The sequence below is a fragment of the Stenotrophomonas sp. genome (assembly GCF_059505245.1).
This window is the reverse complement of the sequence record NZ_JCACKF010000031.1, coordinates 1-26,060: the sequence shown is the minus strand read 5'-3', so window position 1 is coordinate 26,060 and position 26,060 is coordinate 1. Positions and strand designations below refer to the sequence as shown.

31 protein-coding genes are annotated in these 26,060 nt (G+C 67.7%); 14 read left to right on the top strand and 17 right to left on the bottom strand.

Annotation, left to right across the window (positions count from 1 at the left end):
- Positions 1-112 precede the first annotated feature (112 nt).
- The 3 genes from gph to AC5JLE_RS12240 form a co-directional block, all read right to left on the bottom strand.
- Positions 113-769, bottom strand: coding sequence for a phosphoglycolate phosphatase (gene gph / locus AC5JLE_RS12250; RefSeq protein ID WP_049408274.1), 657 nt, complete (start codon positions 767-769; stop codon positions 113-115).
- Positions 770-833: 64 nt separating this feature from the next.
- Complete coding sequence (locus AC5JLE_RS12245) at positions 834-1,625, bottom strand: class I SAM-dependent methyltransferase (RefSeq protein ID WP_014645816.1); 792 nt, start codon at positions 1,623-1,625, stop codon at positions 834-836.
- The gene (locus AC5JLE_RS12240; RefSeq protein WP_014645815.1) at positions 1,622-2,551 is read right to left on the bottom strand and encodes a LysR family transcriptional regulator; all 930 of its coding nucleotides are present in this window, start codon (positions 2,549-2,551) and stop codon (positions 1,622-1,624) included. Before AC5JLE_RS12240 ends, AC5JLE_RS12245 begins: the two co-directional genes overlap by 4 nt.
- A gap of 108 nt (positions 2,552-2,659) precedes the next feature.
- On the opposite strand from AC5JLE_RS12240, the gene AC5JLE_RS12235 reads away from it, so the two are divergent.
- Together AC5JLE_RS12235 and AC5JLE_RS12230 are read left to right on the top strand one after the other, a co-directional pair.
- Positions 2,660-3,298, top strand: coding sequence for an NAD(P)-dependent oxidoreductase (locus AC5JLE_RS12235; RefSeq protein WP_032959230.1), 639 nt, complete (start codon positions 2,660-2,662; stop codon positions 3,296-3,298).
- Between the two features lie 91 nt (positions 3,299-3,389).
- The gene (locus AC5JLE_RS12230) at positions 3,390-4,301 is read left to right on the top strand and encodes an MBL fold metallo-hydrolase (RefSeq protein WP_049408276.1); all 912 of its coding nucleotides are present in this window, start codon (positions 3,390-3,392) and stop codon (positions 4,299-4,301) included.
- A 250-nt stretch (positions 4,302-4,551) separates the two neighbouring features.
- Here the strand turns inward: AC5JLE_RS12230 and dinB are convergent, their stop codons facing one another.
- Positions 4,552-5,646, bottom strand: coding sequence for a DNA polymerase IV (dinB, locus tag AC5JLE_RS12225; protein ID WP_049408302.1), 1,095 nt, complete (start codon positions 5,644-5,646; stop codon positions 4,552-4,554).
- A 190-nt stretch (positions 5,647-5,836) separates the two neighbouring features.
- On the opposite strand from dinB, the gene fabA reads away from it, so the two are divergent.
- On the top strand, positions 5,837-6,352 hold the full coding sequence (gene fabA / locus AC5JLE_RS12220; RefSeq protein WP_014035851.1) for a 3-hydroxyacyl-[acyl-carrier-protein] dehydratase FabA: 516 nt from the start codon (positions 5,837-5,839) through the stop codon (positions 6,350-6,352).
- The gene (fabB, locus tag AC5JLE_RS12215) at positions 6,352-7,560 is read left to right on the top strand and encodes a beta-ketoacyl-ACP synthase I (protein WP_049408278.1); all 1,209 of its coding nucleotides are present in this window, start codon (positions 6,352-6,354) and stop codon (positions 7,558-7,560) included. Before fabA ends, fabB begins: the two co-directional genes overlap by 1 nt.
- Positions 7,561-7,655: 95 nt before the next feature.
- Here the strand turns inward: fabB and AC5JLE_RS12210 are convergent, their stop codons facing one another.
- The 3 genes from AC5JLE_RS12210 to AC5JLE_RS12200 are packed head-to-tail and all read right to left on the bottom strand — an operon-like array spanning position 7,656 to position 10,098.
- Positions 7,656-8,339, bottom strand: coding sequence for an HAD family hydrolase (locus AC5JLE_RS12210; protein WP_053495237.1), 684 nt, complete (start codon positions 8,337-8,339; stop codon positions 7,656-7,658).
- The gene (locus tag AC5JLE_RS12205; RefSeq protein WP_014645809.1) at positions 8,336-9,037 is read right to left on the bottom strand and encodes a pseudouridine synthase; all 702 of its coding nucleotides are present in this window, start codon (positions 9,035-9,037) and stop codon (positions 8,336-8,338) included. Before AC5JLE_RS12205 ends, AC5JLE_RS12210 begins: the two co-directional genes overlap by 4 nt.
- The gene (locus tag AC5JLE_RS12200) at positions 9,034-10,098 is read right to left on the bottom strand and encodes a class I SAM-dependent methyltransferase (protein ID WP_164166966.1); all 1,065 of its coding nucleotides are present in this window, start codon (positions 10,096-10,098) and stop codon (positions 9,034-9,036) included. The genes AC5JLE_RS12205 and AC5JLE_RS12200 overlap by 4 nt, the downstream gene beginning before the upstream one ends.
- Before the next feature lie 157 nt (positions 10,099-10,255).
- Here AC5JLE_RS12200 and AC5JLE_RS12195 point away from each other — a divergent pair, with 157 nt between their 5' ends.
- On the top strand, positions 10,256-10,519 hold the full coding sequence (locus AC5JLE_RS12195) for a hypothetical protein (RefSeq protein ID WP_053495235.1): 264 nt from the start codon (positions 10,256-10,258) through the stop codon (positions 10,517-10,519).
- 65 nt (positions 10,520-10,584) lie between these two features.
- Here the strand turns inward: AC5JLE_RS12195 and AC5JLE_RS12190 are convergent, their stop codons facing one another.
- Positions 10,585-10,878, bottom strand: coding sequence for a DUF3247 family protein (locus AC5JLE_RS12190; RefSeq protein ID WP_032959238.1), 294 nt, complete (start codon positions 10,876-10,878; stop codon positions 10,585-10,587).
- A 43-nt stretch (positions 10,879-10,921) separates the two neighbouring features.
- Positions 10,922-12,910 carry a hybrid sensor histidine kinase/response regulator gene (locus tag AC5JLE_RS12185; RefSeq protein WP_014645806.1) on the bottom strand — a complete coding sequence of 663 codons (1,989 nt, stop codon included), beginning with the start codon at positions 12,908-12,910 and terminating at the stop codon, positions 10,922-10,924.
- A 244-nt stretch (positions 12,911-13,154) separates the two neighbouring features.
- Here AC5JLE_RS12185 and AC5JLE_RS12180 point away from each other — a divergent pair, with 244 nt between their 5' ends.
- Positions 13,155-13,721, top strand: a complete 567-nt coding sequence (locus AC5JLE_RS12180) for a DUF3016 domain-containing protein (protein ID WP_014645805.1) — start codon at positions 13,155-13,157, stop codon at positions 13,719-13,721.
- 106 nt (positions 13,722-13,827) lie between these two features.
- Here AC5JLE_RS12180 and alr read toward each other — a convergent pair whose 3' ends face one another.
- On the bottom strand, positions 13,828-14,895 hold the full coding sequence (gene alr, locus AC5JLE_RS12175) for an alanine racemase (RefSeq protein ID WP_014645804.1): 1,068 nt from the start codon (positions 14,893-14,895) through the stop codon (positions 13,828-13,830).
- The gene (locus tag AC5JLE_RS12170; RefSeq protein WP_329857795.1) at positions 14,874-16,178 is read right to left on the bottom strand and encodes a D-amino acid dehydrogenase; all 1,305 of its coding nucleotides are present in this window, start codon (positions 16,176-16,178) and stop codon (positions 14,874-14,876) included. Before AC5JLE_RS12170 ends, alr begins: the two co-directional genes overlap by 22 nt.
- Before the next feature lie 149 nt (positions 16,179-16,327).
- Between AC5JLE_RS12170 and AC5JLE_RS12165 the strand changes: the two genes are divergently transcribed.
- Positions 16,328-16,807, top strand: a complete 480-nt coding sequence (locus tag AC5JLE_RS12165) for an Lrp/AsnC ligand binding domain-containing protein (protein WP_004140558.1) — start codon at positions 16,328-16,330, stop codon at positions 16,805-16,807.
- A gap of 114 nt (positions 16,808-16,921) precedes the next feature.
- Here the strand turns inward: AC5JLE_RS12165 and AC5JLE_RS12160 are convergent, their stop codons facing one another.
- Positions 16,922-17,101 (bottom strand): lana protein, encoded by a 180-nt coding sequence (locus AC5JLE_RS12160; protein ID WP_496065331.1) that lies wholly within the window; start codon positions 17,099-17,101, stop codon positions 16,922-16,924.
- Between the two features lie 144 nt (positions 17,102-17,245).
- Entirely contained in the window at positions 17,246-17,620 is a 375-nt protein-coding gene (locus AC5JLE_RS12155) for a classical arabinogalactan protein 4 (RefSeq protein WP_100449309.1), read from the bottom strand.
- A gap of 140 nt (positions 17,621-17,760) precedes the next feature.
- Here AC5JLE_RS12155 and msrB point away from each other — a divergent pair, with 140 nt between their 5' ends.
- The 5 genes from msrB (at position 17,761) to AC5JLE_RS12130 (ending at position 21,004) form a co-directional block, all read left to right on the top strand.
- Positions 17,761-18,228 carry a peptide-methionine (R)-S-oxide reductase MsrB gene (msrB, locus tag AC5JLE_RS12150; protein WP_005415117.1) on the top strand — a complete coding sequence of 156 codons (468 nt, stop codon included), beginning with the start codon at positions 17,761-17,763 and terminating at the stop codon, positions 18,226-18,228.
- A 91-nt stretch (positions 18,229-18,319) separates the two neighbouring features.
- Positions 18,320-19,174 (top strand): flagellar motor stator protein MotA, encoded by an 855-nt coding sequence (gene motA, locus AC5JLE_RS12145; RefSeq protein ID WP_014645799.1) that lies wholly within the window; start codon positions 18,320-18,322, stop codon positions 19,172-19,174.
- A gap of 3 nt (positions 19,175-19,177) precedes the next feature.
- Complete coding sequence (gene motB / locus AC5JLE_RS12140) at positions 19,178-20,128, top strand: flagellar motor protein MotB (protein ID WP_014645798.1); 951 nt, start codon at positions 19,178-19,180, stop codon at positions 20,126-20,128.
- A 97-nt stretch (positions 20,129-20,225) separates the two neighbouring features.
- Positions 20,226-20,714 carry a hypothetical protein gene (locus tag AC5JLE_RS12135; RefSeq protein ID WP_049408290.1) on the top strand — a complete coding sequence of 163 codons (489 nt, stop codon included), beginning with the start codon at positions 20,226-20,228 and terminating at the stop codon, positions 20,712-20,714.
- A gap of 14 nt (positions 20,715-20,728) precedes the next feature.
- Complete coding sequence (locus AC5JLE_RS12130; protein ID WP_032959248.1) at positions 20,729-21,004, top strand: DUF4031 domain-containing protein; 276 nt, start codon at positions 20,729-20,731, stop codon at positions 21,002-21,004.
- A gap of 55 nt (positions 21,005-21,059) precedes the next feature.
- On the opposite strand, the gene AC5JLE_RS12125 is transcribed toward AC5JLE_RS12130, so the two are convergent.
- Positions 21,060-21,602 carry a DUF6630 family protein gene (locus tag AC5JLE_RS12125; protein WP_032959249.1) on the bottom strand — a complete coding sequence of 181 codons (543 nt, stop codon included), beginning with the start codon at positions 21,600-21,602 and terminating at the stop codon, positions 21,060-21,062.
- Positions 21,603-21,692: 90 nt separating this feature from the next.
- On the opposite strand from AC5JLE_RS12125, the gene AC5JLE_RS12120 reads away from it, so the two are divergent.
- On the top strand, positions 21,693-21,941 hold the full coding sequence (locus AC5JLE_RS12120) for a DUF3297 family protein (protein WP_005415112.1): 249 nt from the start codon (positions 21,693-21,695) through the stop codon (positions 21,939-21,941).
- A 79-nt stretch (positions 21,942-22,020) separates the two neighbouring features.
- Here AC5JLE_RS12120 and AC5JLE_RS12115 read toward each other — a convergent pair whose 3' ends face one another.
- The 3 genes from AC5JLE_RS12115 to AC5JLE_RS12105 form a co-directional block, all read right to left on the bottom strand.
- Positions 22,021-23,670: a Na+/H+ antiporter gene (locus AC5JLE_RS12115; protein WP_014645794.1), complete on the bottom strand. Its 1,650-nt coding sequence runs from the start codon at positions 23,668-23,670 to the stop codon at positions 22,021-22,023.
- A gap of 117 nt (positions 23,671-23,787) precedes the next feature.
- The gene (locus AC5JLE_RS12110; RefSeq protein WP_049408294.1) at positions 23,788-24,576 is read right to left on the bottom strand and encodes a dioxygenase family protein; all 789 of its coding nucleotides are present in this window, start codon (positions 24,574-24,576) and stop codon (positions 23,788-23,790) included.
- Between the two features lie 31 nt (positions 24,577-24,607).
- Positions 24,608-25,018, bottom strand: coding sequence for a DoxX family protein (locus tag AC5JLE_RS12105; RefSeq protein WP_046428617.1), 411 nt, complete (start codon positions 25,016-25,018; stop codon positions 24,608-24,610).
- 96 nt (positions 25,019-25,114) lie between these two features.
- Here AC5JLE_RS12105 and AC5JLE_RS12100 point away from each other — a divergent pair, with 96 nt between their 5' ends.
- A complete protein-coding gene (locus AC5JLE_RS12100) occupies positions 25,115-25,996 on the top strand; it encodes a LysR family transcriptional regulator (protein ID WP_049408296.1) in 882 nt (293 codons plus the stop codon).
- Positions 25,997-26,060 lie beyond the last annotated feature (64 nt).

Here is a 26,060-nt window from a genome sequence, read left to right as displayed (position 1 = left end):
CCTCCCTATATTCCGGGGCCTGTAGTGTTCGTCCCGCCCCGGGGCGGCAAACATGGGGCCCCTCGCAACGTTCTGGGGTGTGGCCGGCCCGCGCCCGGCACTACCCCCTGCGTCAGCCCTGCAACCCCGGCAACTCACGCAGGTCGTCAATCACCGCCACCGCCTGTGCGGTGGCCAGGTCCAGGCCACGCGGATAACCGTAACGCACCAGTGCGATCGGCATACCCGCCTCTTCAGCGGCGCGGTAGTCGGTCAACGAATCACCCACCATCAGGCAGGCATCCACCGCCAGCCCGAAGTGCGCAGCGATGTGCCGCAGCGGCTCACCGCTGGGCTTGCGCTGCGGCAGCGAATCGCCGCCCAGTACCAGCGCGAACGCATCACCAATGCCCAGGTGCTGCAGCAGTGGCGGCACCAGCGCTTCGGGCTTGTTGGTGCAGATCGCCAGCGGAACACCGCGTGCACGCAGCTGCATCAGCGCTTCGGCCACGCCATCGAACAGGCGCGGGCTGCGCAGCAGGCACTCACGGTAGTGCACCATGAACACCGGCATCACTTCGGCCAGGTCGACCTCACGACCCGCGGCATGCACGGCCTGCTCGACCAGGCGGCGCACACCGTCGCCGATCCAGCCCAGAACCGTGGCTTCCGGCACGCGTGCCATGCCGATGTCTTCCAGCGTGCGGTTCAGTGCTTCGGCGATATCAGCTGCGCTGTCGACCAGCGTGCCATCAAGGTCGAACACGACCAGCGGATAGGGATACGACAAGGGACGGCACCTGCACGACGTGGGGCCGCCCATTGTACGCCGCTGGTTTCTGCGCCGATCCGCCTCAACCGATCCGGCGTGCGCGGGTGGCCAGGAACGTTGGCAGGTAGCGGTCGATCAGGAAGCGCGGCTGCGGCTGCCAGTCTTCCATGAAGCGATCGATGACGAACCCCGCATCCAGCTGCCCGCCGATCAGTTCGGTCAGGCTGTGGCCAAAGGTCAGCGCATCGCCGCGGCCGAGTTTCGCCTCACGTTCTGCGGCGGGCAGGTCTTCCAGGTCCGAATAGGGAATGGCGTACTGCGGCCGGATCAGGCCCTGCGCATCGAGCTGCGGATCGCGCGCGCCGACGAACAGCACCGGGTTGTAGAAGCTGGCCATCAACATGCCGTCGCGCGCCAGCACGCGGCGGCATTCGGTCCACACCGGGCGCACGTCGGGTACGTACAGGTTGGAGATCGGATGGAACACCACGTCGAAGCTGTCGTTGGCGAATACGTGCAGGTCGCGCATGTCGCCCTGCACCGTGCGCAGCTGCAGTCCATCGCGCGCCGCCACGCTGCGGTCCTGTTCCAGCTGCCCGTCGGAGAGATCGAACACGGTGACGTCGGCGCCCGCAGCGGCCAGCACCGGTGCCTGCTGGCCCCCGCCCGAGGCCAGGCACAGGATGCGGCGGCCACGCACATCGCCCAGCCAGTCCAATGGCAGCGCGCGTGGGGTCAGATGCACCTGCCAGCGGCCTTCGCGCGCGGCGGCAATGGTTGAACTTTCCACCGGGCGCGACCATTCGCGCACTTCGCTGGCCTGGCGGTCCCAGGCAGCACGGTTGTGGTCGATCAAGGCCTGTCCATGGTTCATGTGTTCTCCTTGCCCGGTGGGCGCCAATCCAGATCCTGGAAGGCCGGGCTGGCGAAACACTCGGCCAGGTAGTCCAGGAATCGCCGCATGATAGCGGGCTGCTGTCGTCGTGACGCGTACACGGCATGAATGCCGAGTTCGTCCAGGCTGAATTCGGGCAGCAGTTCGATCAGCTCGCCGGTACGCAGCAGCGGCGCCACCTGGTAGGTCGGCAGCATGGCGATACCGGCACCGGCCCGCACCGCCTCCAGCAGCAGCGAGGCCTCGTTGGCGCTGATGTTGCCGCCTACCGCCACCGACAGCGAACGGCCGTCCCGGTGCAGCTGCCACAGGCTCTTGCCGACGTAGTGGTGGGTCAGGCAGTTGTGCGCGGCCAGATGCTCGGGAGCAGTCGGCGTGCCGCGTGCCTGCAGGTAGGACGGCGTCGCGCACAGCACCGAGCGGCAGGTGGCCAGCCGCCGCGCGATCAGGCTGGGATCGATCTGGCGCGCGATGCGCACGGCCAGGTCCACCCGCTCCTCCACCAGGTTCACCGTGCGGTCGACCAGCAGCAGCTCGATGCGTGCCGCCGGATGGCGCGCAACAAAGCCGGCCACCGCCCGCGCCAGGTGGCTCTGCCCGAACGACACGCTGGCAGTCACCCGCAGCGTGCCATGCGGCTCCGGATCATCGCTGGCCAGCTCGCCCTGCAGTTCCTCGCCGATCGCCAGCATCTGCCGGAAGCGCGCCAGCGCCGCCTCGCCCGGGCCGGTCAGGCTGACCCGGCGCGTGGTCCGGTGCAGCAGGCGTGCGCCCAGCCAGCCCTCGACCTCAGCCAGGTAGCGGCTGACCATCGCCCGCGACATGTCCAGCACCTCTGCCGCCGCGGTCAGGCTGCCGCGCTCGGCCACCTCGACGAACACGGTCATGGCGGTCAATCGGTCCATATGCTCGATCCATGCAACAAACAAGCGCGTTATACGCTGTTTTTCGAGCGACTGCAGCGGCCTAGAGTGGCGCCATTCCCACCCCACAGCGCCCCACGGAGTCCTGCCATGAAGATCGCCCTCGTTGGTTCCACCGGCAACATCGGCCGCCAGATCGCCCGCCACGCGCTGGCCCGCGGCCACGAACTCACCGTCATCGTGCGCAGCGCGCAGGACCTCCCGGCCGAGCTGGCCGGTGCCCATCCGGTGATCGCCTCGCTGGATGACCAGGACGCGCTGGTTGCCGCCATCGCCGGCCACGACGTGCTCGCCAGTGCCTACGGCCCGCGCCCGGGCGATGACATCGGCCGCGTCGGCGAGGTCGCCGCGCAGCTGGCGGCTGCCGCGCGCAAGGCCGGCGTGCCGCGCCTGGTGGTGGTTGGCGGTGCCGGCAGCCTGGAAGTCGCACCCGGCGTGCAGCTGGTCGACACCCCCACCTTCCCGGAGGCCTACAAGCCGTACGCGCTGGCCCACCGCGAGGCGTTCAACCGCCTGCAGGCAGTGGACGACCTGGACTGGACCTTCTTCTCGCCGGCCGCCGAAATCGGCCCGGGTGAAGAGCGCGGCCAGTACCGCGTGCAGCCCAAGGCGTTCCTGGCCGATACCAGCGGCCACAGCCGCATCAGCTACGCCGACTATGGCGCGGCGTTCGTCGCCGAACTGGAAGCGCACGCGTATCCGAAGCAGATCATCACCGCAGCGTATTGATCCACGCACGTCCCATGTAGAGCCAAGCCCGCGCTCGGCTCTACGCGAACATGCAGCCGGGCATTGGCCCGGCTCTACACAAGGAATTCCCATGCGTACCGCTGCCCTGCTGCTTCCCCTCGCCCTGGCCGCCAGCTTCACCAGTGCGCCGCTGCTGGCCGCACCGGCCACCACGGCGCCGGCGGCGGCGACGAAATCCCAGCTGCACCTGCAGACCTTCCATCCCGGCCCGCAGGCAATGTTCTCGGTGTCCTCGGTGCTGATCGAAGGCCGCCACGACGCGATCCTGGTCAATGCGCAGTTTGGTGCCAGCGATGCGCGCAAGCTGGTCGAGCTGATCCGCGCCAGCGGCAAGCAGCTGACAACGATCTACATCAGCCACGGTGATCCGGACTACTACTTCGGCCTGGCTACCCTGCAGGACGCGTTCCCGCAGGCGCGCATCGTCGCCACCGCGCAGACCGTCGCCCATATCCAGCAGACCCAGGCCGGCAAGCTGGCCTACTGGGGACCGAAGATGGGTGCCGACGTGCCCGCGCGCATCGTGCTGCCGCAGGTGCTGGATGGCGATGCCCTGGAGCTGGAAGGCCAGCGCCTGCCGCTGATCGGCCTGGATGGCCCGACCCCGGACCGCACGGTGCTGTGGGTGCCGTCGCTGCGCGCGATCGTCGGTGGCATTCCGGTGGTGGCCGGCGAGCACGTGTGGATGGCCGACACGCAGACGCCGAAGTCGCACACCGACTGGCTGCAGACCCTGCAGCGGTTGCAGGCACTGAAGCCGAAGGTGGTGGTGCCGGGGCATTACGCGCCGGGTGCGGCGCTGGATGCCAGTGCGTTGCGCTTCACCGCGGACTACATCCGCGCGTTCGATGCCGAGACGGCAAAGGCCAGGGACAGTGCGGCGCTGGTGAAAGCAATGCAGTCGCGCTACCCGAAGCTGGATGGCGTGGCATCGCTGGAGCTGAGTGCGAAAGTGGCCAAGGGCGAGATGCAGTGGCCTTGAGGTAAAGGGTTGTTTTGCAGGGCTGCGCCCTGCACCTGCTCAATGCAACGGCAACAGCTGGATATCTGTGGGTTGGCGGGGTGGGTCCGATGGCAGGGGACGCCGTGAACCCGTCCATGGGGGCTTGGTCGCGGCATCCATGCCGCTCACGCCCCCGCAACCGGACCCACCTCGCCTTCGACAGATCTCGGCAATCTGCTGGGGTCGGATCCCGTTGCTGCGCAACGGGCTCTGACCCCGCCTTTGCCGATCAGAGGGATGTGGAATCGCTCGGTCCGTGCTCGAACAATTCCCCCTGCACCATGGCCTCCTTTTCGCGGAACCCACCCAGCCCGACGCCGACCAGGCGGTAACGCGTCTCCGCCGGCAGGTCGACGCGGGCGCGCAGGGCCAGTGCGATGTCGCGCAGTTCTTCCATCGATTCCGGCGGGCGCTCCGGGGTGAAACTGCGGGTGAGGATGCGGAACTGCGCGGTCTTCAGCTTCAGCACCACGGTGTGGCCGACGCGTTCGGTCTTGCGCGTGGCATTCCAGGTCTTCTCCGCCAGCTGCACGATCGCCTCGCCCAGGTCTTCCAGCAACAGGTCCTCGGCAAAGGTGTCCTCCGAGGAGATCGACTGCACCTGCTGGTCCGGTTCCACCGGCCGCTCGTCGATGCCGCGTGCACGGTTGTACAGGCTGCGGCCGAAACTGCCGAACGCCTCTTCCAGGTCGACCAGGGACCACTGCCGCAGGTCGCCGCAGGTGACGATGCCACGCGCGGCAAGTTTGCCTTCCATCACCTTGCCGACGCCGGGCACCCGGTTCACCGGCAGCGGCAGCAGGAACGCGTCCACCCGCTGCGGTGGAATCACGAACTGGCCATCGGGCTTGCGCCAGTCCGAAGCGATCTTGGCCAGGAACTTGTTCGGCGCGATCCCGGCTGAAGCGGTCAGGTTCGTCTCCTCGCGGATCTGCGCACGGATGGTGCGAGCGATGTCGGTGGCCAGTTCGATGCCGCTCTTCGGCTCGGTCACGTCCAGGTAGGCCTCGTCCAGCGACAACGGCTCGACCAGGTCGGTGTGGCGCAGGAAGATCTCGCGTACCTGGCGTGACACCGCCTTGTAACGTGCAAAGTCCGGCGGCACGAAGATCGCGTCCGGACACAGGCGTTCGGCGCGCAGCGCCGGCATCGCCGAACGCACGCCGAACACGCGTGCCTCGTAGGACGCCGCACACACCACCGAGCGCGCGCCGCGCCATGCCACAACCACCGGCTTGCCGCGCAGTGACGGATCGTCGCGCTGCTCCACCGACGCGTAGAACGCGTCCATGTCGACGTGGATGATCTTGCGCAGTCGGGTCATGTCAGGCGGAAAGGGCGGGGGCGTGTCGAACGGGCCACACGCCGAAGTATGGTCGTTGCACATCAACAGGATGCGCGTATTCCATTGAAAACACTACGGTTGCGTACGGTTGAAATGTTTGATCGGCGAAGTTTCCACGGGCATCCTCGAACGCTTGTTTCCCTGTTTCCCGCTTCCAGGATTGTGCTTCATGACCCGTCTCCACGCGTTCAACCGCGAACAGCTGCTGGCCAGCGCACGCGGTGAACTGTTCGGCACCGCCGCCGGCCGTTTGCCCAACGATCCGATGCTGATGTTCGACCGCATCACCGACATCCACGAGGACGGCGGACCGCACGGCAAGGGCATGGTACGCGCCGAGCTGGATATCCGCCCGGACCTGTGGTTCTTCGGCTGCCACTTCATCGGCGACCCGGTGATGCCCGGCTGCCTGGGCCTGGACGCCATGTGGCAGCTGACCGGCTTCTTCCTGACCTGGCTGGGTGCCCCCGGCAAGGGCCGCGCACTCGGCTGCGGCGAGGTGAAGTTCACCGGCCAGGTACTGCCGGACGCCAAGCTCGTGCGCTACGAGATCGACATCAGCCGTGTCATCAACCGCAAGCTGGTGATGGCCCAGTCGGACGCCCGCATGTACGTGGATGACCGCGAAATCTACAGCGCGCGCGACCTGCGCGTCGGCCTGTTCACTGAAACCGGGAGCTTCTGATGCGTCGCGTCGTCATCACCGGCATGGGCATCACGTCCTGCCTCGGCAATGATCTGGATACCGTTTCGGCCGCGCTGCGCGAAGGGCGCTCGGGCATCACCGCCTTGGCCGACCATGCCGAAGCGGGCCTGCGCAGCCAGGTCGGCGGTCGCGTCGACCTCGATCTGGAGGCGCTGATCGACCGCAAGCAGAAGCGCTTCATGAGCGATGCGGCGGCCTTCGCTTACCTGTCCATGCGCGATGCCATCGCCGATGCCGGGCTCAGCCCCGAGCAGGTCAGCAACCTGCGCACCGGCCTGATCGCCGGTTCCGGCGGCGGCTCCAGCGAATGGCAGATCGGCGCGGTCGACCTGCTGCGCGAACGTGGCGTGCGCAAGGTCGGCCCGTACATGGTGCCGCGCACGATGTGCTCGACGGTCTCGGCCTGCCTGGCCACGGCCTACCAGATCAAGGGCGTCAGCTACTCGCTGTCGGCCGCCTGCGCGACCTCGGCGCACTGCATCGGCGCTGCCGCGGACATGATCCGCCACGGTGCGCAGGACATCATGTTCGCCGGTGGCGGTGAAGACCTGCACTGGTCGATGAGCGTGATGTTCGATGCGATGGGCGCGCTATCGACCAGCTTCAACGAGACCCCGGCCAGCGCCTCGCGTCCGTACGACAAGGACCGCGACGGCTTCGTCATCGCCGGTGGCGGCGGCATGCTGGTGCTGGAGGACTACGACCACGCCGTTGCGCGTGGCGCGCGCATCCATGCCGAGCTGATCGGCTACGGCGTGACCTCCGATGGCGCCGACATGGTCGCGCCGTCCGGCGAGGGCGCGGTGCGCTGCATGAAGATGGCACTGCAGGGCGTCGATCGCCCGCTGGACTACCTCAACACCCACGGCACCTCGACCCCGCTGGGCGATGTCACTGAGCTCAACGCGATCCGTGAAGTGTTCGGCGATGCGGTACCACCGCTGTCCTCGACCAAGGCGCTGTCCGGCCATTCGCTGGGCGCGGCCAGCGTGCACGAGGCGATCTACTGCCTGCTGATGATGCGCGATGGCTTCGTCGCCGGTTCGGCCAACATCGGCGAGCTGGACCCGAAGGTGGAGAGCTTCCCGATCCTGCGCGAGAGCCGCGAGCAGAAGCTGGACACGGTGATGTCCAACAGCTTCGGCTTCGGTGGCACCAACGCTGCGCTGGTGTTCGGGCGGGTGTGATTGAACAGGTGTGCCGACCAACGGTCGGCACCCACCAGAAGATGTGGAGCCGAGCCCATGCCCGGCTCAGTGCCAACCAAGGTCGGCACCCACCGCTACTTCGGCAGCAGCGGCAGCAGCAGGGCGTGCGCGTCCACCAGCGAGTCGACGATGCGGTGGCCCAGTGCGCGCAGCTCTTCATCCGGATGCACCAGGTCCGGCACCTGGATCACGGTCATGCCGGCGGCCAGTGCGGCCCGCGTGCCGGCCGGTGAATCTTCCAGCGCCAGGCAACGTTCGGGCGCCTGGCCCAGCCGCTGCGCGGCCAGCAGGTAGATATCCGGCGCCGGCTTCGGCCGCGCCACATCACCACTGGTGATCACGGCATCGAAGTACGGCAGCAGGCCTGCGGCCGCCAACTTGCGGTTGGCGCGCGGCTGCCGCGTGGTGGTCGCCACCGCACGCGGTACCGCGTGCGCCTTCAGCAGCTCCAGCAGCTCCAGGATGCCCGGCCGCAGCGGCAGCCCGGTCTGCGTGCGTGCTTCGTACAGCTCATGGCAACGTGCCGCCACCGCGTCGATCACGCTGTCCTCGATGCCCTGCGCGCGCAGCAACGCATGCGTATCGTGGTCGCCGAGGCCGACCATGCGCAGGAATACCGCTTCCTCCAGGCCCAGCCCGAATTCGTCGGCGGCCTCGCTCCAGCAGGCCAGCGAGACCCGCTCGCTGTCGATCATCAGGCCGTCCATGTCGAAGATGACGGCGTCGGGCAGGAACGGCAGCGCAGCGAAGGGGGTCATGGAGCGAACAACGTATCCAGGTCGGTGGAAGTGAGCTGCCGCCATTGCCCTTCGTCCAGCCCCTGCAGGTCCAGCCCGCCGACGCGGCTGCGGTGCAGGGCCTGCACGTGGTTGCCGGTGGCGGCGAACATGCGGCGTACCTGATGGTAGCGGCCTTCATGCAGCACCAGGCGTGCGCGACGCGCCTCCAGCACTTCGAGTTCAGCCGGCAGCAGGGGCGTCTTCTCGGACTCCAGCATCAGCGTGCCGCTGGCGAACAACGCCACTTCGTCGCCGCGCAGGTCCTCGCTCAACTCGACTTCGTAGACCTTCGGCAGCTTCGACTTCGGCGAGATGATCCGGTGCAGCAGGCCGCCATCGTCGGTCAGCAGCAGCAGGCCACTGGTCTCGCGGTCGAGGCGGCCCACCGTGGACAGCACCGGATCACGGTCGCGGAAGCGCGGCGGCAGCAGGTCGTAGATCAGGCGGCCGGTGTCCTTGGTCGAACAGGTGTAGCCGGCGGGCTTGTGCAGCGCGATCGACAGCCCCACCGGCGGGTCCAGCGGCTCGCCATCGACGCGGATCGCCTCGTGCGGCACCTGGTCATCGGCGTACAGCACCTCACCGTCGGCGTCGGTGACGCGGCCTTCGCGGAACATCCACTGCACCTGCTTGCGGCTGCCATAGCCCAGGTTGGCGATCAGCTTGACCAGCTTCACTTGCCCTTCCCCTTCACTGCTTCAACCAGCTTGAAACCGTCGCGCTCGGCGACCACGCGCACCGCACCGAAGCTGTCGTTGAGGGTGTGCTCGTACGGCAGATGGCGGTTGGCCACCACGTACAGGCGCCCGCCCGGGCGCAGCGCCTGCGCGGCCACGGCGATGAAGCGCTGGCCGATGTCCGGGCGGTCGGCACGCGACGGCGTGTGGAACGGCGGGTTGCTGATGATGACGTCGTAGCCCGGCTCGATGCCGGCGGTGACGTCGCGCCACAGGAAGCGCAGCGGCAGCGCGCGCGGCGGCGGCGCCAGGTTCAGTTCGGCCAGGGCCAGCGCACGCTGCTCGGCCTCGTACAGGTCCAGCGCGGTGATCTTCGGGCAGCGTTCCAGCAGCTCGCGCGAGAGATAGCCGTAGCCTGCGCCAAGGTCGGCGGCGCGGCCGGCCAGGTCGGCCGGCAGGTGCTCGGCCAGCAGCGCCGATGCCGGATCGATGCGGTCCCAGGCGAACACGCCCGGGCGGCTGAGGAAGCGTCCGCCCATGATCGGGCGCACCGCATCCAGCGCCGACCAGCGCTTGGCCAGGTCGGCGTCGTGCTGGCCCTGCAGCGGGGCGGTCCAGTACACGCGGCAGTGGTTCTTGGTCAGGCAGCCGCCGAGACCGGCCAGCTGCTTGAGGTCGCCTTCACCGGAGCGCGCGCCTTCGTTGTTGGACTGGCAGGCGACGATACGGCCGCCCTCGGCGACCAGCGCCAGCGCGCGGGCGAACAGCGCACGGGCTTCTTCACGCTGGCGCGGCGGCAGCACCAGCACCAGCGGGTAACGGCCCTTGCCGGCCACATCGTCCAGCTGGCCGCTGACGGTCCAGCCGGCGGCCTGCTGCAGCGGCTGCGCGAACGGGGCAAAGCTCTGTTCGCAGTGCAGCTCGCGGTTGCCGGCCGCTTCGCGCAGCGGCCAGCCATCGCGGGCACGCAGGAAAGCCACCGGGCCCTCCGGCCAGCGCAGGGCGCCTTGGGAGAACGGCAGGAGCAGGGTCTGCAGGGGGGCGTCGTCGCTGGAGGCCATCGGCGCGGGTACTTCAAGCGTGAGGGCCGTCCATTGTACCGGCTTGGCCGGGCCGGCCCCGGCGGCCCGCTTTGCGAAACCCGAACGGGGCCTTGATCCGCCAGAAACATTGAAACGTTCAGGGTAGAGGCTCCCCCGGAAACCCAGGAGAACCTGCATGCGAGCCTTGTTCGTCGGTGGCGTGGTCGACAACAGTGAAATGGACCTGGAAGGCAGCCATCCGCCCGTGCACTACCCCGAGGACACCGGCGGCGGGCACTCGCGCTACCGGCTGCACCAGGTCGGCCATGGCGCCGATGGCAGCGTGGCCTATGCGGTATACGGCGCACCGGACCTGGCCGATGAAGAGGTGGCCCGGGTGGCGGAAGAACGCGCCTACGCGCGCCGGTTCGAAGCGACGCCGACCTTGTTCGAGCATTGACGCATCTGTAGCACCGTCGCCCACGCTCGGGCGCCAGCCGAGCGTGGGCCCGGCTCTATATCGGATCAAGGCGCCTTGGGTGGCAGGCGGTTGATGCTGGCGATCTCGTCCAGCCACACATGGTGCTGCTGCACCGGCGTGTCGTAGTCATCCAGGCGCAACTGGCCGTTGCTGCCTTCATCACCAGCGACGTTGCGGTACTGCTGCACGGTTGGCCTCACGGCCACCGTGCCGAGCAGGCGGCGGCCATCGTGCAGAATCAGTTCCACCTGCGTTTCGCCTTCCAGCTGCGGCAGCAGGGCTTCCAGGCGCGCGATCTGCGCCGGATCGGTATGGATACGGGGAGCTATGCGGGACATCGGCGACCTCCTGCATGCAGGGTCGCCGATCGGCCGTGAATGCTCAGTGCAGCGCGCTGTCGGCGCGGGGTACCTGCACCTTGCGCACCGCAGCCACCAGCTGCGCCACCGAGTACGGCTTGGCCACGTGTTCCTGGAAACCCGACGCCAGCGCACGGCGGCGGTCATCGGCACGCGCCAGCGCGGTGACGGCGACCGCGGGCAGGGTCGTGGCATCCACGCCCATGTCCTCGCGCAGCGTGCGCACCAGGCCATAACCATCCATGCCCGGCATGCCGATGTCGGTCAGCATCACGTGGTACTGCAGATGGCCGGTGTCGGCCAGCAACGCCAGCGCCTCACCGGCCGAACTGGCCGCCGATACGCTGGCGCCCTGCTCTTCCAGCATGCGCCGCAGGTACTCCAGCACTTCCGGCTGGTCTTCCACCGCCAGCACGTGCATGCCGCGCAGCGGATACGGCTCGACGATCACCGGTTCCAGGATCGGCCCGCTGATCACTTCGCGCAGCGGGCGCCGCTCGGCATCGGGAAGGTGCTGCGGCAGGCGCACGGTGAACGTGGCGCCATGGCCGTGGCCCTCGCTGGCCGCAGCGACCGTGCCGCCATGCAGTTCGACCAGCTGCTGCACGATCGCCAGGCCCAGTCCCAGTCCACCATGGCGCCGGGTGGTGGTGCCATCGGCCTGGCGGAAGCGGCTGAACAGGTGATTGAGGAATTCGGGTGCGATGCCATCACCGGTGTCGCGCACGGTGATCTCCCAGTGGTTGCCGTCGGCCCGCAGCTGCAGGTCGATGCGGCCTTCAGCCGGGGTGAACTTGATCGCGTTCGAGAGCAGGTTCCAGAACACCTGCTGCAGGCGCGTGGCATCGCCCAGCACCAGGCTCGGCTGTTCGGGCAGCTGCAGGTGCACGTCCAGTGCCTTGCCTTCGGCCACAAGTTCCTGCGCGCCGATGGCCTCGCCCAGCACCGTGCGCAGGTCCAGCACTTCCACCTCCAGCTGCACTTTGCCCAGCAGCATGCTGCTGAGGTCCAGCATGTCCGAGATCAGCCGCTTCTGCGCGCCGGCGCTGTTGGCGATCACGTTCAGGCCCTTGTACAGAGGGCTGGTGTTGTCCACACGCTGCAGCAGCAGCTCACTCCACCCGAGGATGGTGGTCAGCGGCGTACGCAGTTCATGCGACAGCGTGGCCAGGAACTCGTCCTTCAGCCGCGCCATGTTCTCCGCAGCGCTGCGCGCGGCGCGTTCGGACTGCAGCAGTTCCTCGCGGGCCAGTTCGATCTCGCGGCGTTCGGTCACGTCCGGGCTGCTGCCGGCCAGGCCGATGAAGCGGCCCATCCGCGAGAAACGCGGGCGTGCGTTCATCTCCAGCCAACGCCACTGGCCATCGGCGCGCCGCGCACGCACCAGCGCGTGCATCGAACGCTGCGCCTTCAGCGCTTCCTGCAGTTCGTATTCGAATACCGACGCATCGTCCGGATGCACCAGGCCGCGCCAGACATCTTCCGGCACACGCGTCTCGTCGCCACCGAAGAACTCGCTGAAGGCGCTGTTGACGAAACGGGCATGGCCGCGCTCATCGAGCACCCACACCGGCATCGGCAGGCCGTCGGCCAGTGCGCTGAAGCGCGCTTCGCTCTCGCCCAGCTCCACTTCCATCTGCTTGCGCGCGGTGATGTCGAAGAACAGGATGCCGACCTTGTCCTCGCCTGGCCGGCCCACGCGCACCGCGTCGACCGCGAACGAACGACCCAGCGCACGCGCTTCCATCTCGAACTGGGCGGGACGGCCGCTGCGTGCGACCTCGCCGTAGATGCGGAACCAGTCCTGCTCATGGTTGGGTTCCAGCTCGGTCATGCGCTGTCCACGCGCATCCTTCAGCCCGGTGTGGCGCTCGAAGGCATCGTTGACCTCGAGGAAACGATAGTCGACCGCACGATCGCCCTCGAACAGCACCTGGATCACGCAGAAACCAGCGTTGATGCGCTCAAGCACGCCATGATGCAGGTCGGGTTCGGGCGCCTGCACCATCATCGGTGGGCGCTCCACGAGGGGCGGCAGTGTGGACAAGGGCGTCTGGACGGGCCGGATTGGAAGCACAGCATCTTCCAAAGCGCGTATTCACAGCGTCAAGCGCCGTCAGTCATGGTTGACGACGATGAATTGGCGGCAACCGCTCTTGTCGGTGTCGCAATCGGCCGTTGCGGTGGCTGGAAAGCAGGATCACACTCGATCTGTAAACCGCATCGTCCCCGTCGATGGGACGCAGGAGACCGTCATGAACCGCTCGTTGGCCACTGCCCTGCTGCTGGCAGGCGCCCTCATGGCGGGCAGCGCGAACGCCGCGCCGCGCGCCGTCACCGATCCGGATGCGCCCCGCGCGCTGCAGGCCAATGGCCCGGTCAGCGTGAAGTGGGACGATCCAGCCGGATTCACCGAAATCCGCCAGAGCACCAACCGCTTCGAGGCCGAACGCGGCAACTGGGTGCAGCAGCTGGCCAGCTACGTGCAGACCACGGCGGCCAAGCCGCTGCAGCCCGGGCAGACCCTGGACGTGACCCTGGTCGACATCAAGCGCGCCGGCGACTACGAGCCCTGGCACGGCCCGCGCGGCAGCGACATCCGGATCATGCGCGACATCTATCCGCCGCGGATCACCCTGCAGTACACGCTGAAGGACGCCAGTGGTCGCATCGTCGATGAGGGAGAAGCCAAGCTCAGCGACACCGGCTACCTGCACAACCTGGGGCTGAAGAGCGACAGCGATCCGCTGCGCTACGAGAAGCGCCTGATCGACGACTGGGTGAAGCGCGAGCTGAGCACGCGGGCTACTGCTGCACGATGATTCCGGGCAGCTCTACCTGCCGGCAGGTGTCGACCTTGGTCGACACGCATTGCACGGTGCCGACCAAGGTCGGCTGCTACCACCAGAGCCGAGCGCGGGCTCGGCTCTACACGTAGACTTTCGCCACGCGCTTGACCGCGCACGGCAGCTGGTAGGCACTCACGCCGCAGCGCGGCGCCAGTTCCGACAGCGTCGGCGCAGAACCCCACAGTTCCACCACACTGCCGATGCCGGCCTGCGCATGCGCGGTCAGGTCCACCGTCAGCATGTCCATCGACACGCGCCCGATCAGTACGCCGGGCTGGCCATCGATCAGTACCGGCGTGCCGTTGGGGGCGAACTGCGGATAACCGTCGGCATAGCCAAGCGCGACCACGCCCACGCGGGTGCGCGCCTTGGCCACGAAGCGTGCGCCATAGCCCACCGGCTCACCGGCCTCGATCCAGCGCTCGGCAATCACCTTCGACTGCATCGTCATCACCGGGCGCAGGCGCTCGGTCAGCGCGGTGTTGTCCGGCAGCGGATTGGCGCCGTACAGCATCAGGCCCGGGCGCACCCAGTCGCTGCGTACATCCGGCCAGCCCAGCAGTGCCGGCGAATTGCACACGCTGGTCTCGCCGTCCAGGCCGTCGATGGCGCGCGCGAAGGTCGCCGCCTGTTCATGGGTGCGTTCGCTGTCCAGCTCGTCGGCACGCGCCAGGTGGGTCATCAGCACGATGCGCTCGACCTGCGGCAGCGCCGACAGGCGTGCATGCGCGGCGCGGAAGCTGTCCACGTCCAGGCCGAGGCGATGCATGCCGCTGTCCAGCTTCAGCCACACGGTCAGCGGGCGCGGGCTGTCGAATGCGACCAGCGCTTCCAGCTGCCACGGCGAACCCACCGCGAACCAGAAATCGTGCTCGGCCACCAGCGCCATGTCACTGGGTTCGAAGATGCCTTCCAGCAGCAGGATCGGCGCACGGATCCCGGCCTGGCGCAGTTCCAGCGCCTCTTCAATGGTGGCCACGCCGAAACCATCAGCCTCGCCTTCCAGCGCCTGTGCACAGCGCACCGCGCCATGGCCATAGGCATCGGCCTTGATGATCGCCAGGGCCTTGCCACCGCCCAGTTCACGGGCAAGCCGGTAATTGCTGCGCAGGGCGCCCAGATCGATCAGCGCGCGGGCAGGACGCATGTGCGGTTCTCATGTTGCGGGGCGTGACCGTACTGGCCGTAGCGGAAAATATCCAGGCCTTCGGTGCTGATCTGCGGCTGGCGCGCGCTCATCAGGTCGGCCAGGTAACGGCCCGAGCCGCAGGCCATGGTCCAGCCCAGGGTGCCGTGGCCGGTGTTGAGGTACAGGTTGCGGAACGGCGTGGCGCCGATCACCGGCGTGCCGTCCGGCGTGGCCGGGCGCAGGCCTGTCCAGAACTGTGCGCGCGACAGGTCGCCGCCCTTCGGGTAGAGGTCGCTGACCACCAGCTCCAGGGTCTCGCGACGGCGCTGCGACAGCGACAGGTCGAAACCGGCCACTTCGGCCATGCCACCGACGCGGATGCGGTCGTCGAAGCGGGTCACCGCCACCTTGTAGCTCTCGTCGAGGATGGTCGAGGTCGGCGCCATCGCCGGGTCGGTGATCGGCAGGGTCAGCGAATAGCCCTTCAGCGGGTACACCGGCAGGTGCATGCCCAGCGGTGCGACCAGCGCCGGCGAATAGCTGCCCAGCGCGACCACGAAGCGGTCGGCGGTTTCCAGCTTGCCGTCGATGCGCACGCCGGTGATGCGGTCGCCCTCGAACTCGAGGCCGGTGATGTCCTGGTCGAAGCGGAACTCGACGCCGGCGTCCACGCACATCTGCGCCAGGCGCCGGGTGAACAGCTGGCAGTCGCCGGTCTGGTCACGCGGCAGGCGCAGCGCGCCGACCAGGCCGTCGACATGGGCCAGGGCCGGTTCGGCCTGGATGATGCCGGCGCGGTCCAGCACCTCGTACGGCACGCCGTACTGAGCCAGGATCTCGATGTCCTGCGCGGAGGCATCCAGCTGCTGCTGGGTGCGGAACAGCTGCGTGGTGCCCAGGTCGCGGCCTTCGAACTCGATGCCGATCTGCGCGCGCAGCTCGTTCAGGCAGTCGCGGCTGTACTCGGACATGCGCACCATGCGCGCCTTGTTGATCGCGTAGCGCTCGTGGGTGCAGTTGCGCAGCATCTGCCACAGCCAGCGGTACTGGGCCAGGTCCATGCCCGGCTTGATCGCCAGCGGCGCGTGCTTCTCGAACAGCCAGCCGATGGCCTTCTTCGGCACGCCCGGGGCGGCCCACGGCGAGGTGTAGCCGAACGACAGCTGGCCGGCATTGGCGAAGCTGGTTTCCAGCGCCGGGCCGGGTTGGCGGTCGATGACCGTGACTTCAAACCCGGCCTGTCGCAGGTACCAGGCACTGGTGGTGCCGATCACGCCGCTGCCGAGGACTAGAACTCGCATGGGACTTCTCCAACCCGATCATTCCCTGCACTGGAGCGTGCCGGGACCATAATTGGGGAAGTATAGACAGCCATTCCCAGTTGATTTGCCTGTTTTGAAATCAACCGGCAGGATGTTCTCCTGCAATTCATTCCCCAAGGTTGACGGCCATGGCCACCCGTACCCGCGAACTGGACAAGATCGACCGCAAGATCCTGCGCATCCTGCAGGCGGAGGGCCGTATTTCCTTCACCGAACTGGGTGAGCGGGTCGGCCTGTCGACCACCCCGTGCACCGAGCGCGTGCGCCGGCTCGAGCGCGAAGCGGTGATCACCGGCTACCACGCCCACCTGGACCCGGCGGCGGTGAAGGCCAGCCTGCTGGTATTCGTGGAGATCAGCCTGGCCTACAAGTCCGGTGACATCTTCGAAGAGTTCCGGCGCGCCGCCCTGAAGCTGCCCAATGTGCTCGAGTGCCATCTGGTCTCGGGCGACTTCGATTACCTGCTGAAGGCGCGGATCAGTGAGATGGCCTCCTACCGCAAGCTGCTCGGCAGCACCTTGCTGACACTGCCGCATGTGCGTGAATCCAAAAGCTACATCGTGATGGAAGAAGTGAAGGAAACGCTGAGCCTGCCGATTCCGGATTGAGGCGGTCGCAGGTTGGTTGGGGTCAGAGCCCGCGTTGCGGGATCCGACCCCGGTCGGGGTCAGGCAAGGGGTCAGATCCCGCGCAGCGGGCTCTGACCCCGGTCATGTCGACAGTCAGCGCTGCTGCGGATGCTTCTGCGAGCGCTGTTCCTGCTGCTTGCCACCCTTGTGCGGCTGCTGCGGTTCCATCTGTTGCTGTTGCTGCTGTTGCTGCGGGTTGCGGCCCTGCGGCTCCTTGCCGGGATGACGGTTCTGCTGGTTTTTCATGATCGCGATCCAGTGGACAAGGGACATGCGGCGGCGGAATGCCGGCGCAGGGCCACGGTGGTCCCGGCACGGTTAATCGCAGGCGAAAAAGCAGTGATCGGTAGGATGTTGTTTTCGTGCGTTCAGGCCGTGCAGTGTGTGGAAGCTGCCACCCTTGCCTGGCATCCGAGCTCAGCGCTTGATCTGCTGCCCATCGCCGGCCGGCACGCTGTCGTAATAGCGGCCGGTACGCGAATCGAACACCCGGTTCGGGCCAGCCGGGCGCACGCCAGGCACGATGCGGCCATTGCGGTCATAGACCTTGTCGGCCGGCCTCGGCGCCGGGGCGGGCGCAATCCGGGCAGGACCCGTGGACCTGATCGGCTGCGCCGGCTGCGGCGACGGCAGCACCTGCGGCTGCGGGCGTGCGGCCTGCGGCGGCGGTACCACCGGCGCCGGAGCCACGGTGGTCGCGCTGCGGGTGACCGTCGGGTCGGCAGCAGGCACCTGGGCCAGCGCCAACGTGGGCAACAGGGCCATCAGCAGCAGGGGAAGGGTCGGTTTCATGGCACGCTCCGGCGTGGATCGCATTTACCTTGCGCCTGCACCTGTGTGCCGCCCATGAACGGCCGTCACACTTGCAAGCGCGCGCCGGCACCCCCACGTTTTCCGGCATCCCCAGGCCATCGACCCCACGGAGAGCCGGCATGACTGCCTTCGACCTGACGCCCCCCACTGCCACCCAGACCGAGGCGCTGATCGCCGGCCTCAGCAGCGAAGAGCGCCGTGTGCTGCTGCAGCACGGTACCGAAGCGCCGTTCTGCGGCGTGTTCCTGGACAACAAGCGCGAGGGCGTCTACTGCTGCCGGCTGTGCGCGCTGCCGCTGTTCCGCTCCAGCACCAAGTTCGATTCCGGCACCGGCTGGCCCAGCTTCTTCGCCCCGTTCGACCCGGCGCACGTGCGCGAGATCCGCGATACCAGCCATGGCATGGTGCGCACCGAGATCACCTGCGCGCGCTGCGGCAGCCACCTCGGCCACGTGTTCCCGGATGGTCCGCCGCCCACCTACGAGCGCCACTGCCTGAACTCCGTCTCACTTTCGTTCACCGGCAATGGCGAGCCCTGGCCCGACCCGTTGCAGCGTGGCGGCGCAGAAAGCGGTGTGGCGGGCTGAAACACCCCGCTGACCGATTTCACAGAATTCCCTCTTCAGAAAACCGGGTGACGGGCCGACAAGGAGATATCCCCTCTCCTTGCGTCGCCCCATGCTCATCATCGTTGGATTCCTGGTCGTCATCATCAGCGTGATCGGGGGCTACCTCGGTGCCCACGGCCGCCTGGGTGCCCTCTGGCAGCCCTACGAGCTGGTCATCATCGGCGGTGCCGCACTGGGTGCGTTCCTGGTCGGCACCCCGGCCAAGACAGTCAAGCAGACCCTGCAGGCCATGGTCGGCGTGTTCAAGGGCCCGCGCTACAAGCAGCAGGACTACATCGATGTCCTCAGCCTGCTCTATGAACTGCTCAACAAGGCCCGCCGCGAAGGCTTCATGGCCCTGGAAGACCATGTCGAGCGGCCGGCCGAGAGCGCCCTGTTCGCCAACTACCCCAAGGTGCAGGCCGACCACCACCTGATCGACTTCATCACCGACTGCCTGCGCCTGATGATCGGCAGCAACATCGAGCCGCACGAGCTCGAGCCGCTGCTGGAGCTGGAACTGGAGAAGCACCACGCCGAGGCCATGGCGCCGTCGCAGGTGCTGACCAAGGTCGCCGACGGACTGCCCGGTTTCGGCATCGTCGCGGCGGTGCTCGGCATCGTCATCACCATGGGCTCGATCGGCGGTGACATCGTCGAGGTCGGTGGCCACGTGGCCGGCGCGCTGGTCGGTACCTTCCTGGGCATCCTGCTGGGCTACGGCTTCGTCGGCCCGATGGCGGCAGCAATGGAGGCACGCGCCGAGCAGGACAGCCGCATCTACGAATCGGTCAAGACCGCCCTGCTGGCCTGCCTGCGCGGCTACAACCCGAAGATCGCGCTGGAATTCGCCCGCAAGACGCTGCCGTCGAACGTGCGCCCGGCCTTCTCCGATTTCGAGCAGCACCTGAAGACGGTCAAGTAAACCATGGCCGAGACCAAGCCCACTGTCATCGTCCGCCGGGTCAAGAAGGCCGGCCACGCCGCCCATCATGGCGGTTCGTGGAAGGTGGCCTATGCTGACTTCGTGACCGCGATGATGGCGTTCTTCCTGGTGCTGTGGCTGATGGCCACCACCAACAAGAACGACCGTGCGGCCATTTCCGAGTACTTCCGCAACCCCAGCCCGCTGAGCGGGCAGAACGCCACGCCGGCGCCCGGCATGGCCGGCCCGGGCGGCGCCAGCACCTCGATGATCAAGCTGGGTGGTGCCACCGACATCTCGCGCGGCAGCAGCAACGATCCCTTCCAGAACCAGAAGGAAGCGGTGCCGCAGCCGGTGGACCAGCAGCAGCGCGACAAGCAGCAGCTGGAAGCGCTGATGAAGGAACTGCAGGAAGCGATCAGCAGGAGCCAGGCACTGGAGCCGTTCAAGGACCAGCTGCTGCTGGACCTGACCCCGGAAGGCCTGCGCATCCAGATCGTGGACAAGCAGAACCGGCCGATGTTCGACCTCGGCAGCGCTACGCTGAAGCCGTACACGCAACAGATCCTGCACGAGCTGGCCAACTACCTGAACCATGTGCCGAACCGGATCAGCCTGACCGGCCACACCGACATCACCGCCTATTCGGCCGCGCGCGGCTACGGCAACTGGGAGCTGAGCGCCGATCGTGCCAACGCCGCACGGCGTGCGCTGGTGGACGGTGGCCTGGAGGACAGCAAGATCACCCGCGTGGTCGGCCTGTCTTCGTCGGTGCTGTTCGACAAGGCCGACCCGCAGAACCCGATCAACCGCCGCATCAGCATCGTGGTGATGACCCAGGCCGCCGAAGCGGCCGCCCTGGCCGGTGCCGGCCCGCAGGTGGGACTGTCGGCGCCGACCGCCGACCCGGACGTGCAGGCCGCGCAAGGTGAGGCCGCGCCCGTGGCACATTGAACCGGGGTCAGATCCCTTTCCCATGGAAAGGGATCTGACCCCGCCTGCGTGCGGCCGGTACAATGGCGGTCTTTCCGTTTCCAGGTGACCCCACTCCATGTCCCAGAACTCCAAGGCCAAGCGCGACAAGCGCAAGAAGCAGCAGGCCAAGCGCCCGTTCCTCCGCCTGAATGCCCAGCAGCAGGTGCAGAACCATGCCGTGCTGACCAACGAAGACGGCCAGGTGGTAGCGGCCATCGGCCTGCAGGGCCGTGAGTGGCTGCTGGCCATCGGCGGCCAGACCATGGGCAACGCCGAAAACCCGGTGCCGATGCTGGCCATGCTCAAGCACCTGGCCAACGTGCAGGAGAAGGAAGGCCGCAAGGTCAACCTGGAGTACTCCGAACTGCTGCAGAAGCTGCTGGACACCCTGGCTGCCGAATCCGAGCAGACCGCTGACGAATACCTGGACAAGCTGGTTGCCGAGTTCGAAGGCGTCGACGCTGCTGAAGGCGAAGAAGGCGAAGCCGTCGAAGGCGACGCGGCCGAAGAAGCCGCTGCCGAGGCCGCCCCGGCCGCTGACAGCGACAGCAAGCCGCAGGCCTGAACCGGCCGCGGCGGGTGACGGTCTACGTCGATGACGCGGTGCATCCCTGGCGCGGACAGCGCTGGGCGCACCTGATGGCCGACACCCTGGCCGAGCTGCACGCGATGGCGGCGCAGCTCGGCATTCCCCCGCGGGCCTTCCAGAACAAGGCCAGCGGTGCGCACTACGACGTCACTGCCGAGCTGCGCGCACAGGCAATAGCGCTCGGTGCGCGGGCGATTTCCCGGCACACCGACCGTGACCTGGTCAAAGCGGTGATTGCCAACGCCAGGGCGCAGTACCGGCCGTAGGCCGCGCCCAGCAGATCGTCCCCGCCGGGTCGTGCCCGGCGGATCGGCCCATCGCTCAGAACGGGTCGCTGCCCAGCCGGATTTCCACGTTCAGCAGCGAGCACAGCGCCAGCATCGCGTCGTCGTCGCGGGTCAGCGCCATCACGCCGGTGAAGCCGTCGCTGCCGGCATCCACGCTCCACAGCGTGTAGTTGTGCTCGCGCAGGCGGTCGAAGGCGGTGGACATCAGCTGCACGCCGTCCAGGCCCTCGGCGAAGTCCTCGTCGTCCAGGTCGCCGCCCCAGTCCAGCTGCAGGTTGAAGCGCGCCGACAGCTCGTTCACCGCCGACTGCAGCGATTCCAGGTCATCGCGCTCCACATCGAAACCGGACTGCCAGGCGATGGCGGTGAACAGCGCCGGCAGCCAGTCGCTGTCCGCTTCCAGCGGCTGCCCGTCCTCGGACAGGTGCTCGCGCCAGCGGTTGAACTGCTGCAGGGCCAGCTCTTCGTCGCCCGGGTTGATCAGCACCAGCAGGTTCCAGACCCGCGCCTCGAAGCCCTCCTCGTCGAAGTCGTGGATGTCTTCCTCGAAGTCGAAATAGTCGCTGTTGTCGGGCATGGCGGAACGTCCTCTGGGGCAGGCCCGCATTCTACGGTTTATCCTGTGCCGCTGAAGCCGGCCTTGGTGGCCGTCACTGTGAATGAAGCGATGAGCGATACCCCTCCCGACCACCTGGCGATCAACCCGGCCAGCCCCTTCCATGATGCGCAGGCGCTGGAGCGCGGCGTTGGCGTGCGTTTCAACGACGTCGAGCGCGACAACGTCGAGGAATACTCGGTCAGCGAAGGCTGGATCCGCGTGCAGGCCGGCAAGGCCCGCGACCGCCGTGGCAACCCGATGACCATCAAGGTCAAGGGCAAGGTCGAGGTGTATTTCCTGGACCAGAAGCCGGAATAACCCGCTGTTCCGACCTGGGGTCAGGTCCCTTTCCTGCGGAAAGGGACCTGACCCCGCTCGACGGCGCACGACCGCCGCGTCATTCGCGCTTGCGCGATTCCAGCAGGTCCAGGTTGCGGATCAGGCGCCGCGAGATCTCATCGGAGATCACCCCGCGCCGGGTCAACCGGAACAGTTCCTCGCGCTCGGCATTCAGGCCCGCGCTGCGCAGCTGGCGGTAACCCAGCTCCATGCGCCGCACCTTCTCCGGGTCCACGTCGGGGCCGTCGTTGTCTTTCTCCAGGTGCCGCTGGTACAGCAGGCTCACCCGCGAGGCAGCATCGTTGTACAGCTGCACGTTCTCAGTGTTCTGGTTCATCACCAGCTGCTGGCGCATGCGTTCGACCCCGGCCAGCGCGGCCTTCGAGGACAGCTTGCGTGCCAGGTCCTCTTCCTTGCGCTCGCCCGAATCGGCTGGCAGCTGCAGGCCCTTCAGCAGCTGCGGCAGCGCCACGCTGGCGCCGATCAGCGAGAACAGGATCACCGCCGCGGCCAGGAAGATCACCAGGTCACGCGCCGGGAACGCACTGCCATCGGGCAGGAACAGCGGCAGGGTCAACACACCGGCCAGGGTGATCGCGCCGCGCACACCAGCCACCGAGGTCGCCACCACGATGCGCCAGTTCGGCGCCTCGCCCCGCTCCAGGCCACGGCGGCGCGCGCGCAGCAGGTTCCAGCGCAGCGACAGCCATACCCACAGCAGGCGCAGCAGGATCAGCGCCAGGTTGATCACCACCACGTATACCAGCAGCCACCATGCACTCTGGTGGCCGGACTCGTTCATGGTGGTGGTGGCGCGCTCGACGATGCCCGGCAGCTGCTCGCCCAGCAACACGAACATGATGCCGTTGAAGCTGAACTGCAGCATGTTCCAGACGCCCGCGCGCTGCACGCGCATGCTGCCGGAGACACGGCCGGTCAGCTCGACGTAGCTCATCGCGATACCGGCGGCGACCGCAGCGAGGATGCCCGAGGCATGGATTTCTTCGGCCAGCAGGTAGGCCGCGAACGGAATCAGCAGGTTGACCAGCATCGCCGCACCCGGCTCTTCGCCGAAGCGGCGCCACAACCAGCGCTGGAAGGTGGACACGCCGAGGGTGACCGCCACGCCCACGGCAAGGCCGGCCACCGCCACCCACAGGAAGGTCAGCGAGGCCGTGGCCAGCGAGAAGGAGCCGGTCATCACCGCGGCCACCGCGAAACGGAAGCAGACCAGGCCGGACGCATCGTTGAGCAGCGACTCGCCTTCCAGGATGTGCATCAGGCGCTTCGGGATCGGTGCCTTGGAGGCGATCGCCCCGACCGCCACCGGGTCGGTCGGCGAGACGATGGCCGCCAGCGCGAAGCACACTGCCAGCGGCATCACCGGAATCATCCAGTGGATCAGCAGGCCGGCGCCGATCACAGTGAACACCACCAGGCCGAACGCCAGTTCGAGGATCGCGCCCTTGTCGCGGAACAGGCCCTGCTTGGGAATGCGCCAGCCATCCAGGAACAGCAGCGGCGGCAGGAACAGCAGGAAGAACACTTCCGGCTCCAGCGCATGGCCGCGGTTGAACACGCCGGCGATCACCGCGCCCAGGCCGATCTGCACCAGCGGCAACGGCAGCGAGAACGGGAGGACGCGAACCAGGTAGCCGCTGGCGACAACGGCCACCAGCATCGCCAGGACGACTTCAATGGTATGCATGCTTCTTCCAGGAAGCGGCGCGTGGGGAGGCACGAGGGCCAGCGCCGGAAACCCGGAAAAAACTACCACATGCGGCCCTGACCGCGACGGCCGGGGCCGCCGCGCGTCAGCCCCGGCTCATGCCCCGTCGAACCGGTACAGATCCATGGCCAGGAAGCCGGCATCGATGCCGGCGTCGATGCGGCGTGCGCCGAAACCGCCCTCACCGGCCGCTCCCATCGCGAAGAACAGCGGCAGCAGGTGCTCGTCGGTCGGGTGCGCACGCTCGGCGAACGGGGCCTGCCGGCGGTAATCGAACAGCGCCTGGCGGTCATCAGCGGCCAGCCGCTGCTCCACCCACTCGATGAAGGGCCGCACGTATGGCGCTTCCTTGCCGTCCTGGTAGTCGCCCCAGTCGTGCAGATTGTGGGTGATGCTGCCCGAGCCGACCAGCAGCACGCCTTGTTCGCGCAGTGGTGCCAGCGCGCGGCCCAGCGCGAACTGATGCTCGGGGCCGAGCAGCGGCTGGATCGACACCGGCACCACCGGGATGTCGGCCTGCGGGCGCAACAGCCGCAGCGGTACCCACGCGCCGTGGTCGAGGCCACGCTGCGGGTCGATGGCCACTGGCAGGCCTGCGGCGGCGATGCGGCCAGCCACTTCTTCGGCCAGTGCCGGATCACCCGGCGCCGGATATTGCAGTTCGAACAGCCCGCGCGGGAAGCCACCAAAGTCGTGGATGGTCGGCGGCTGCGGATGTGCGCCGACCAGCGGCTGCCGGCCCAGCCAGTGCGCCGAGGCCATCACGATGGCGCGCGGCGGCGGCAGGTCGCGCGCCAGCTCGGCCAGGCGCACACCGACCTGGCCCGGATGCAGGGCGGTCATCGGCGAACCATGGGAGATGTACAGCGAAGGCAGGCGGGACATGGAATTCTCCAGTTGCAGGATCAGGCGGCGATCAGCGCGAACGCAGGGTCCACTTGCCATCGCCGACCAGGAACAGCACCACCAGCGCCAGCGCCCAGAACGCCGGGTATTCCCAGCCGCCGCCGGCATTGGCGAAACCGAAGCCGTTGGCGCCGTGCACGGTGACGATGGTGCCCAGCAGCAGCGGCACGCCGACCAGGCCCACCCAGCGCGCATAGATGCCCAGCAGGAGCGCGACAGTGATCACCAGCTCGACGCCGAGGGTGAGGTAGCCAAGCACGCCGGGCAGGCCCAGCGACTCGAAGAATGCTGCCGTGCCGGCCGGGGTGAATACCAGCAGCTTGGTCAGCGCATGGACCAGGAACAGCACGCCCAGGGCCAGGCGCAGCAGGGTGGCGCCATACGGGGCCAGCGGCGAAACAGGAGCGGTCGTGGCGTGCATCGGAAAGCACCTTGAAGGGAGTGGGCTCAGGTTATTGCGCCTTCACGGGCCGATAAATACGATCGATTGACCGTATTTATTTCAGAAGGCGCAACAATGGACACCCTTGAGGCGATGCGCGTGTTCGTGGCGGTGGTCGAGCGCAACGGCTTCAGCGCCGCCGCCCAGGCCCTGGACATGTCCACCGCCGGCGTTACCCGCCAGGTCGCCGCACTGGAAAAGCGCCTGTCCACCCGCCTGCTCCATCGCACCACGCGGCGGGTCAGCCCCACCAGCACCGGCGCCGCCTACTACGCCCAATGCGTGCGCCTGCTGGCCGAGTTCGACGCGCTGGAGGCCAGCATCGGCGCGCAGGCGCTGGAGCCCTCCGGCATGCTGCGCATCAATGCACCGGTCAGTTGGGGCATCGCCCGCCTCGGCCCACTGCTGGCCAGTTACCGCGAACGCTTTCCGCAGGTGGAACTGGACCTGGCCCTGTCCGACCGCCTGGTGGACATGGTCGAGGAAGGCTACGACGTGGCCATCCGCATCACCCGCGAGCCGGGCCCCACCCTGATCGCCCGCCGCTTGGGCGAATCGCGGGTGAGCCTGTGCGCCGCGCCGGCCTACCTGGCCGCACGCGGCGCCCCTCAGACCCCGCAGGACCTGCAGGCGCACGCGTGCCTGGGCTACAGCTACTGGGCCGCCGGTGACCACTGGCCGCTGCAGGGGCCGGGCGGCGAAGTGAAAGTAGCGGTGAACAGCCTGCTGCACGCCAACAACGGCGACGTGCTGCGTGAAGCGGCGATCGCCGGCATGGGCGTCATCCTGCAGCCCGACTTCCTGCTGGAAGACGCGCTGGCCGATGGCCGCCTGGTGCGCGTGCTGCCGGAATGGGAGGCCTCGCCGATCGGCATCTTCGCGGTCTACACCAGCCGCAGCCACCTGGCACCGAAGGTGCGCAGTTTCATCGACCATCTGGTGGACACCGGGGTGTAGCCGAGTCTGGCGCTTGCCGGTAGTGCCGGCCGCTGGCCGGCAATCAGACACATCCCGGTCTTGG

What these genes read in the sequence shown, in the direction of transcription:
- AC5JLE_RS12245 (WP_014645816.1), bottom strand. Translation starts at nt 1,625, where the DNA reads ATGAACCATGGACAGGCCTTGATCGACCACAACCGTGCTGCCTGGGAC.
- AC5JLE_RS12240 (WP_014645815.1), bottom strand. Translation starts at nt 2,551, where the DNA reads ATGGACCGATTGACCGCCATGACCGTGTTCGTCGAGGTGGCCGAGCGC.
- AC5JLE_RS12235 (WP_032959230.1), top strand. Translation starts at nt 2,660, where the DNA reads ATGAAGATCGCCCTCGTTGGTTCCACCGGCAACATCGGCCGCCAGATC.
- AC5JLE_RS12230 (WP_049408276.1), top strand. Translation starts at nt 3,390, where the DNA reads ATGCGTACCGCTGCCCTGCTGCTTCCCCTCGCCCTGGCCGCCAGCTTC.
- dinB (WP_049408302.1), bottom strand. Translation starts at nt 5,646, where the DNA reads ATGACCCGACTGCGCAAGATCATCCACGTCGACATGGACGCGTTCTAC.
- fabA (WP_014035851.1), top strand. Translation starts at nt 5,837, where the DNA reads ATGACCCGTCTCCACGCGTTCAACCGCGAACAGCTGCTGGCCAGCGCA.
- fabB (WP_049408278.1), top strand. Translation starts at nt 6,352, where the DNA reads ATGCGTCGCGTCGTCATCACCGGCATGGGCATCACGTCCTGCCTCGGC.
- AC5JLE_RS12210 (WP_053495237.1), bottom strand. Translation starts at nt 8,339, where the DNA reads ATGACCCCCTTCGCTGCGCTGCCGTTCCTGCCCGACGCCGTCATCTTC.
- AC5JLE_RS12200 (WP_164166966.1), bottom strand. Translation starts at nt 10,098, where the DNA reads ATGGCCTCCAGCGACGACGCCCCCCTGCAGACCCTGCTCCTGCCGTTC.
- AC5JLE_RS12195 (WP_053495235.1), top strand. Translation starts at nt 10,256, where the DNA reads ATGCGAGCCTTGTTCGTCGGTGGCGTGGTCGACAACAGTGAAATGGAC.
- AC5JLE_RS12190 (WP_032959238.1), bottom strand. Translation starts at nt 10,878, where the DNA reads ATGTCCCGCATAGCTCCCCGTATCCATACCGATCCGGCGCAGATCGCG.
- AC5JLE_RS12185 (WP_014645806.1), bottom strand. Translation starts at nt 12,910, where the DNA reads ATGATGGTGCAGGCGCCCGAACCCGACCTGCATCATGGCGTGCTTGAG.
- AC5JLE_RS12180 (WP_014645805.1), top strand. Translation starts at nt 13,155, where the DNA reads ATGAACCGCTCGTTGGCCACTGCCCTGCTGCTGGCAGGCGCCCTCATG.
- alr (WP_014645804.1), bottom strand. Translation starts at nt 14,895, where the DNA reads ATGCGTCCTGCCCGCGCGCTGATCGATCTGGGCGCCCTGCGCAGCAAT.
- AC5JLE_RS12170 (WP_329857795.1), bottom strand. Translation starts at nt 16,178, where the DNA reads ATGCGAGTTCTAGTCCTCGGCAGCGGCGTGATCGGCACCACCAGTGCC.
- AC5JLE_RS12165 (WP_004140558.1), top strand. Translation starts at nt 16,328, where the DNA reads ATGGCCACCCGTACCCGCGAACTGGACAAGATCGACCGCAAGATCCTG.
- AC5JLE_RS12160 (WP_496065331.1), bottom strand. Translation starts at nt 17,101, where the DNA reads ATGTCCCTTGTCCACTGGATCGCGATCATGAAAAACCAGCAGAACCGT.
- AC5JLE_RS12155 (WP_100449309.1), bottom strand. Translation starts at nt 17,620, where the DNA reads ATGAAACCGACCCTTCCCCTGCTGCTGATGGCCCTGTTGCCCACGTTG.
- msrB (WP_005415117.1), top strand. Translation starts at nt 17,761, where the DNA reads ATGACTGCCTTCGACCTGACGCCCCCCACTGCCACCCAGACCGAGGCG.
- motA (WP_014645799.1), top strand. Translation starts at nt 18,320, where the DNA reads ATGCTCATCATCGTTGGATTCCTGGTCGTCATCATCAGCGTGATCGGG.
- motB (WP_014645798.1), top strand. Translation starts at nt 19,178, where the DNA reads ATGGCCGAGACCAAGCCCACTGTCATCGTCCGCCGGGTCAAGAAGGCC.
- AC5JLE_RS12135 (WP_049408290.1), top strand. Translation starts at nt 20,226, where the DNA reads ATGTCCCAGAACTCCAAGGCCAAGCGCGACAAGCGCAAGAAGCAGCAG.
- AC5JLE_RS12125 (WP_032959249.1), bottom strand. Translation starts at nt 21,602, where the DNA reads ATGCCCGACAACAGCGACTATTTCGACTTCGAGGAAGACATCCACGAC.
- AC5JLE_RS12120 (WP_005415112.1), top strand. Translation starts at nt 21,693, where the DNA reads ATGAGCGATACCCCTCCCGACCACCTGGCGATCAACCCGGCCAGCCCC.
- AC5JLE_RS12115 (WP_014645794.1), bottom strand. Translation starts at nt 23,670, where the DNA reads ATGCATACCATTGAAGTCGTCCTGGCGATGCTGGTGGCCGTTGTCGCC.
- AC5JLE_RS12110 (WP_049408294.1), bottom strand. Translation starts at nt 24,576, where the DNA reads ATGTCCCGCCTGCCTTCGCTGTACATCTCCCATGGTTCGCCGATGACC.
- AC5JLE_RS12105 (WP_046428617.1), bottom strand. Translation starts at nt 25,018, where the DNA reads ATGCACGCCACGACCGCTCCTGTTTCGCCGCTGGCCCCGTATGGCGCC.
- AC5JLE_RS12100 (WP_049408296.1), top strand. Translation starts at nt 25,115, where the DNA reads ATGGACACCCTTGAGGCGATGCGCGTGTTCGTGGCGGTGGTCGAGCGC.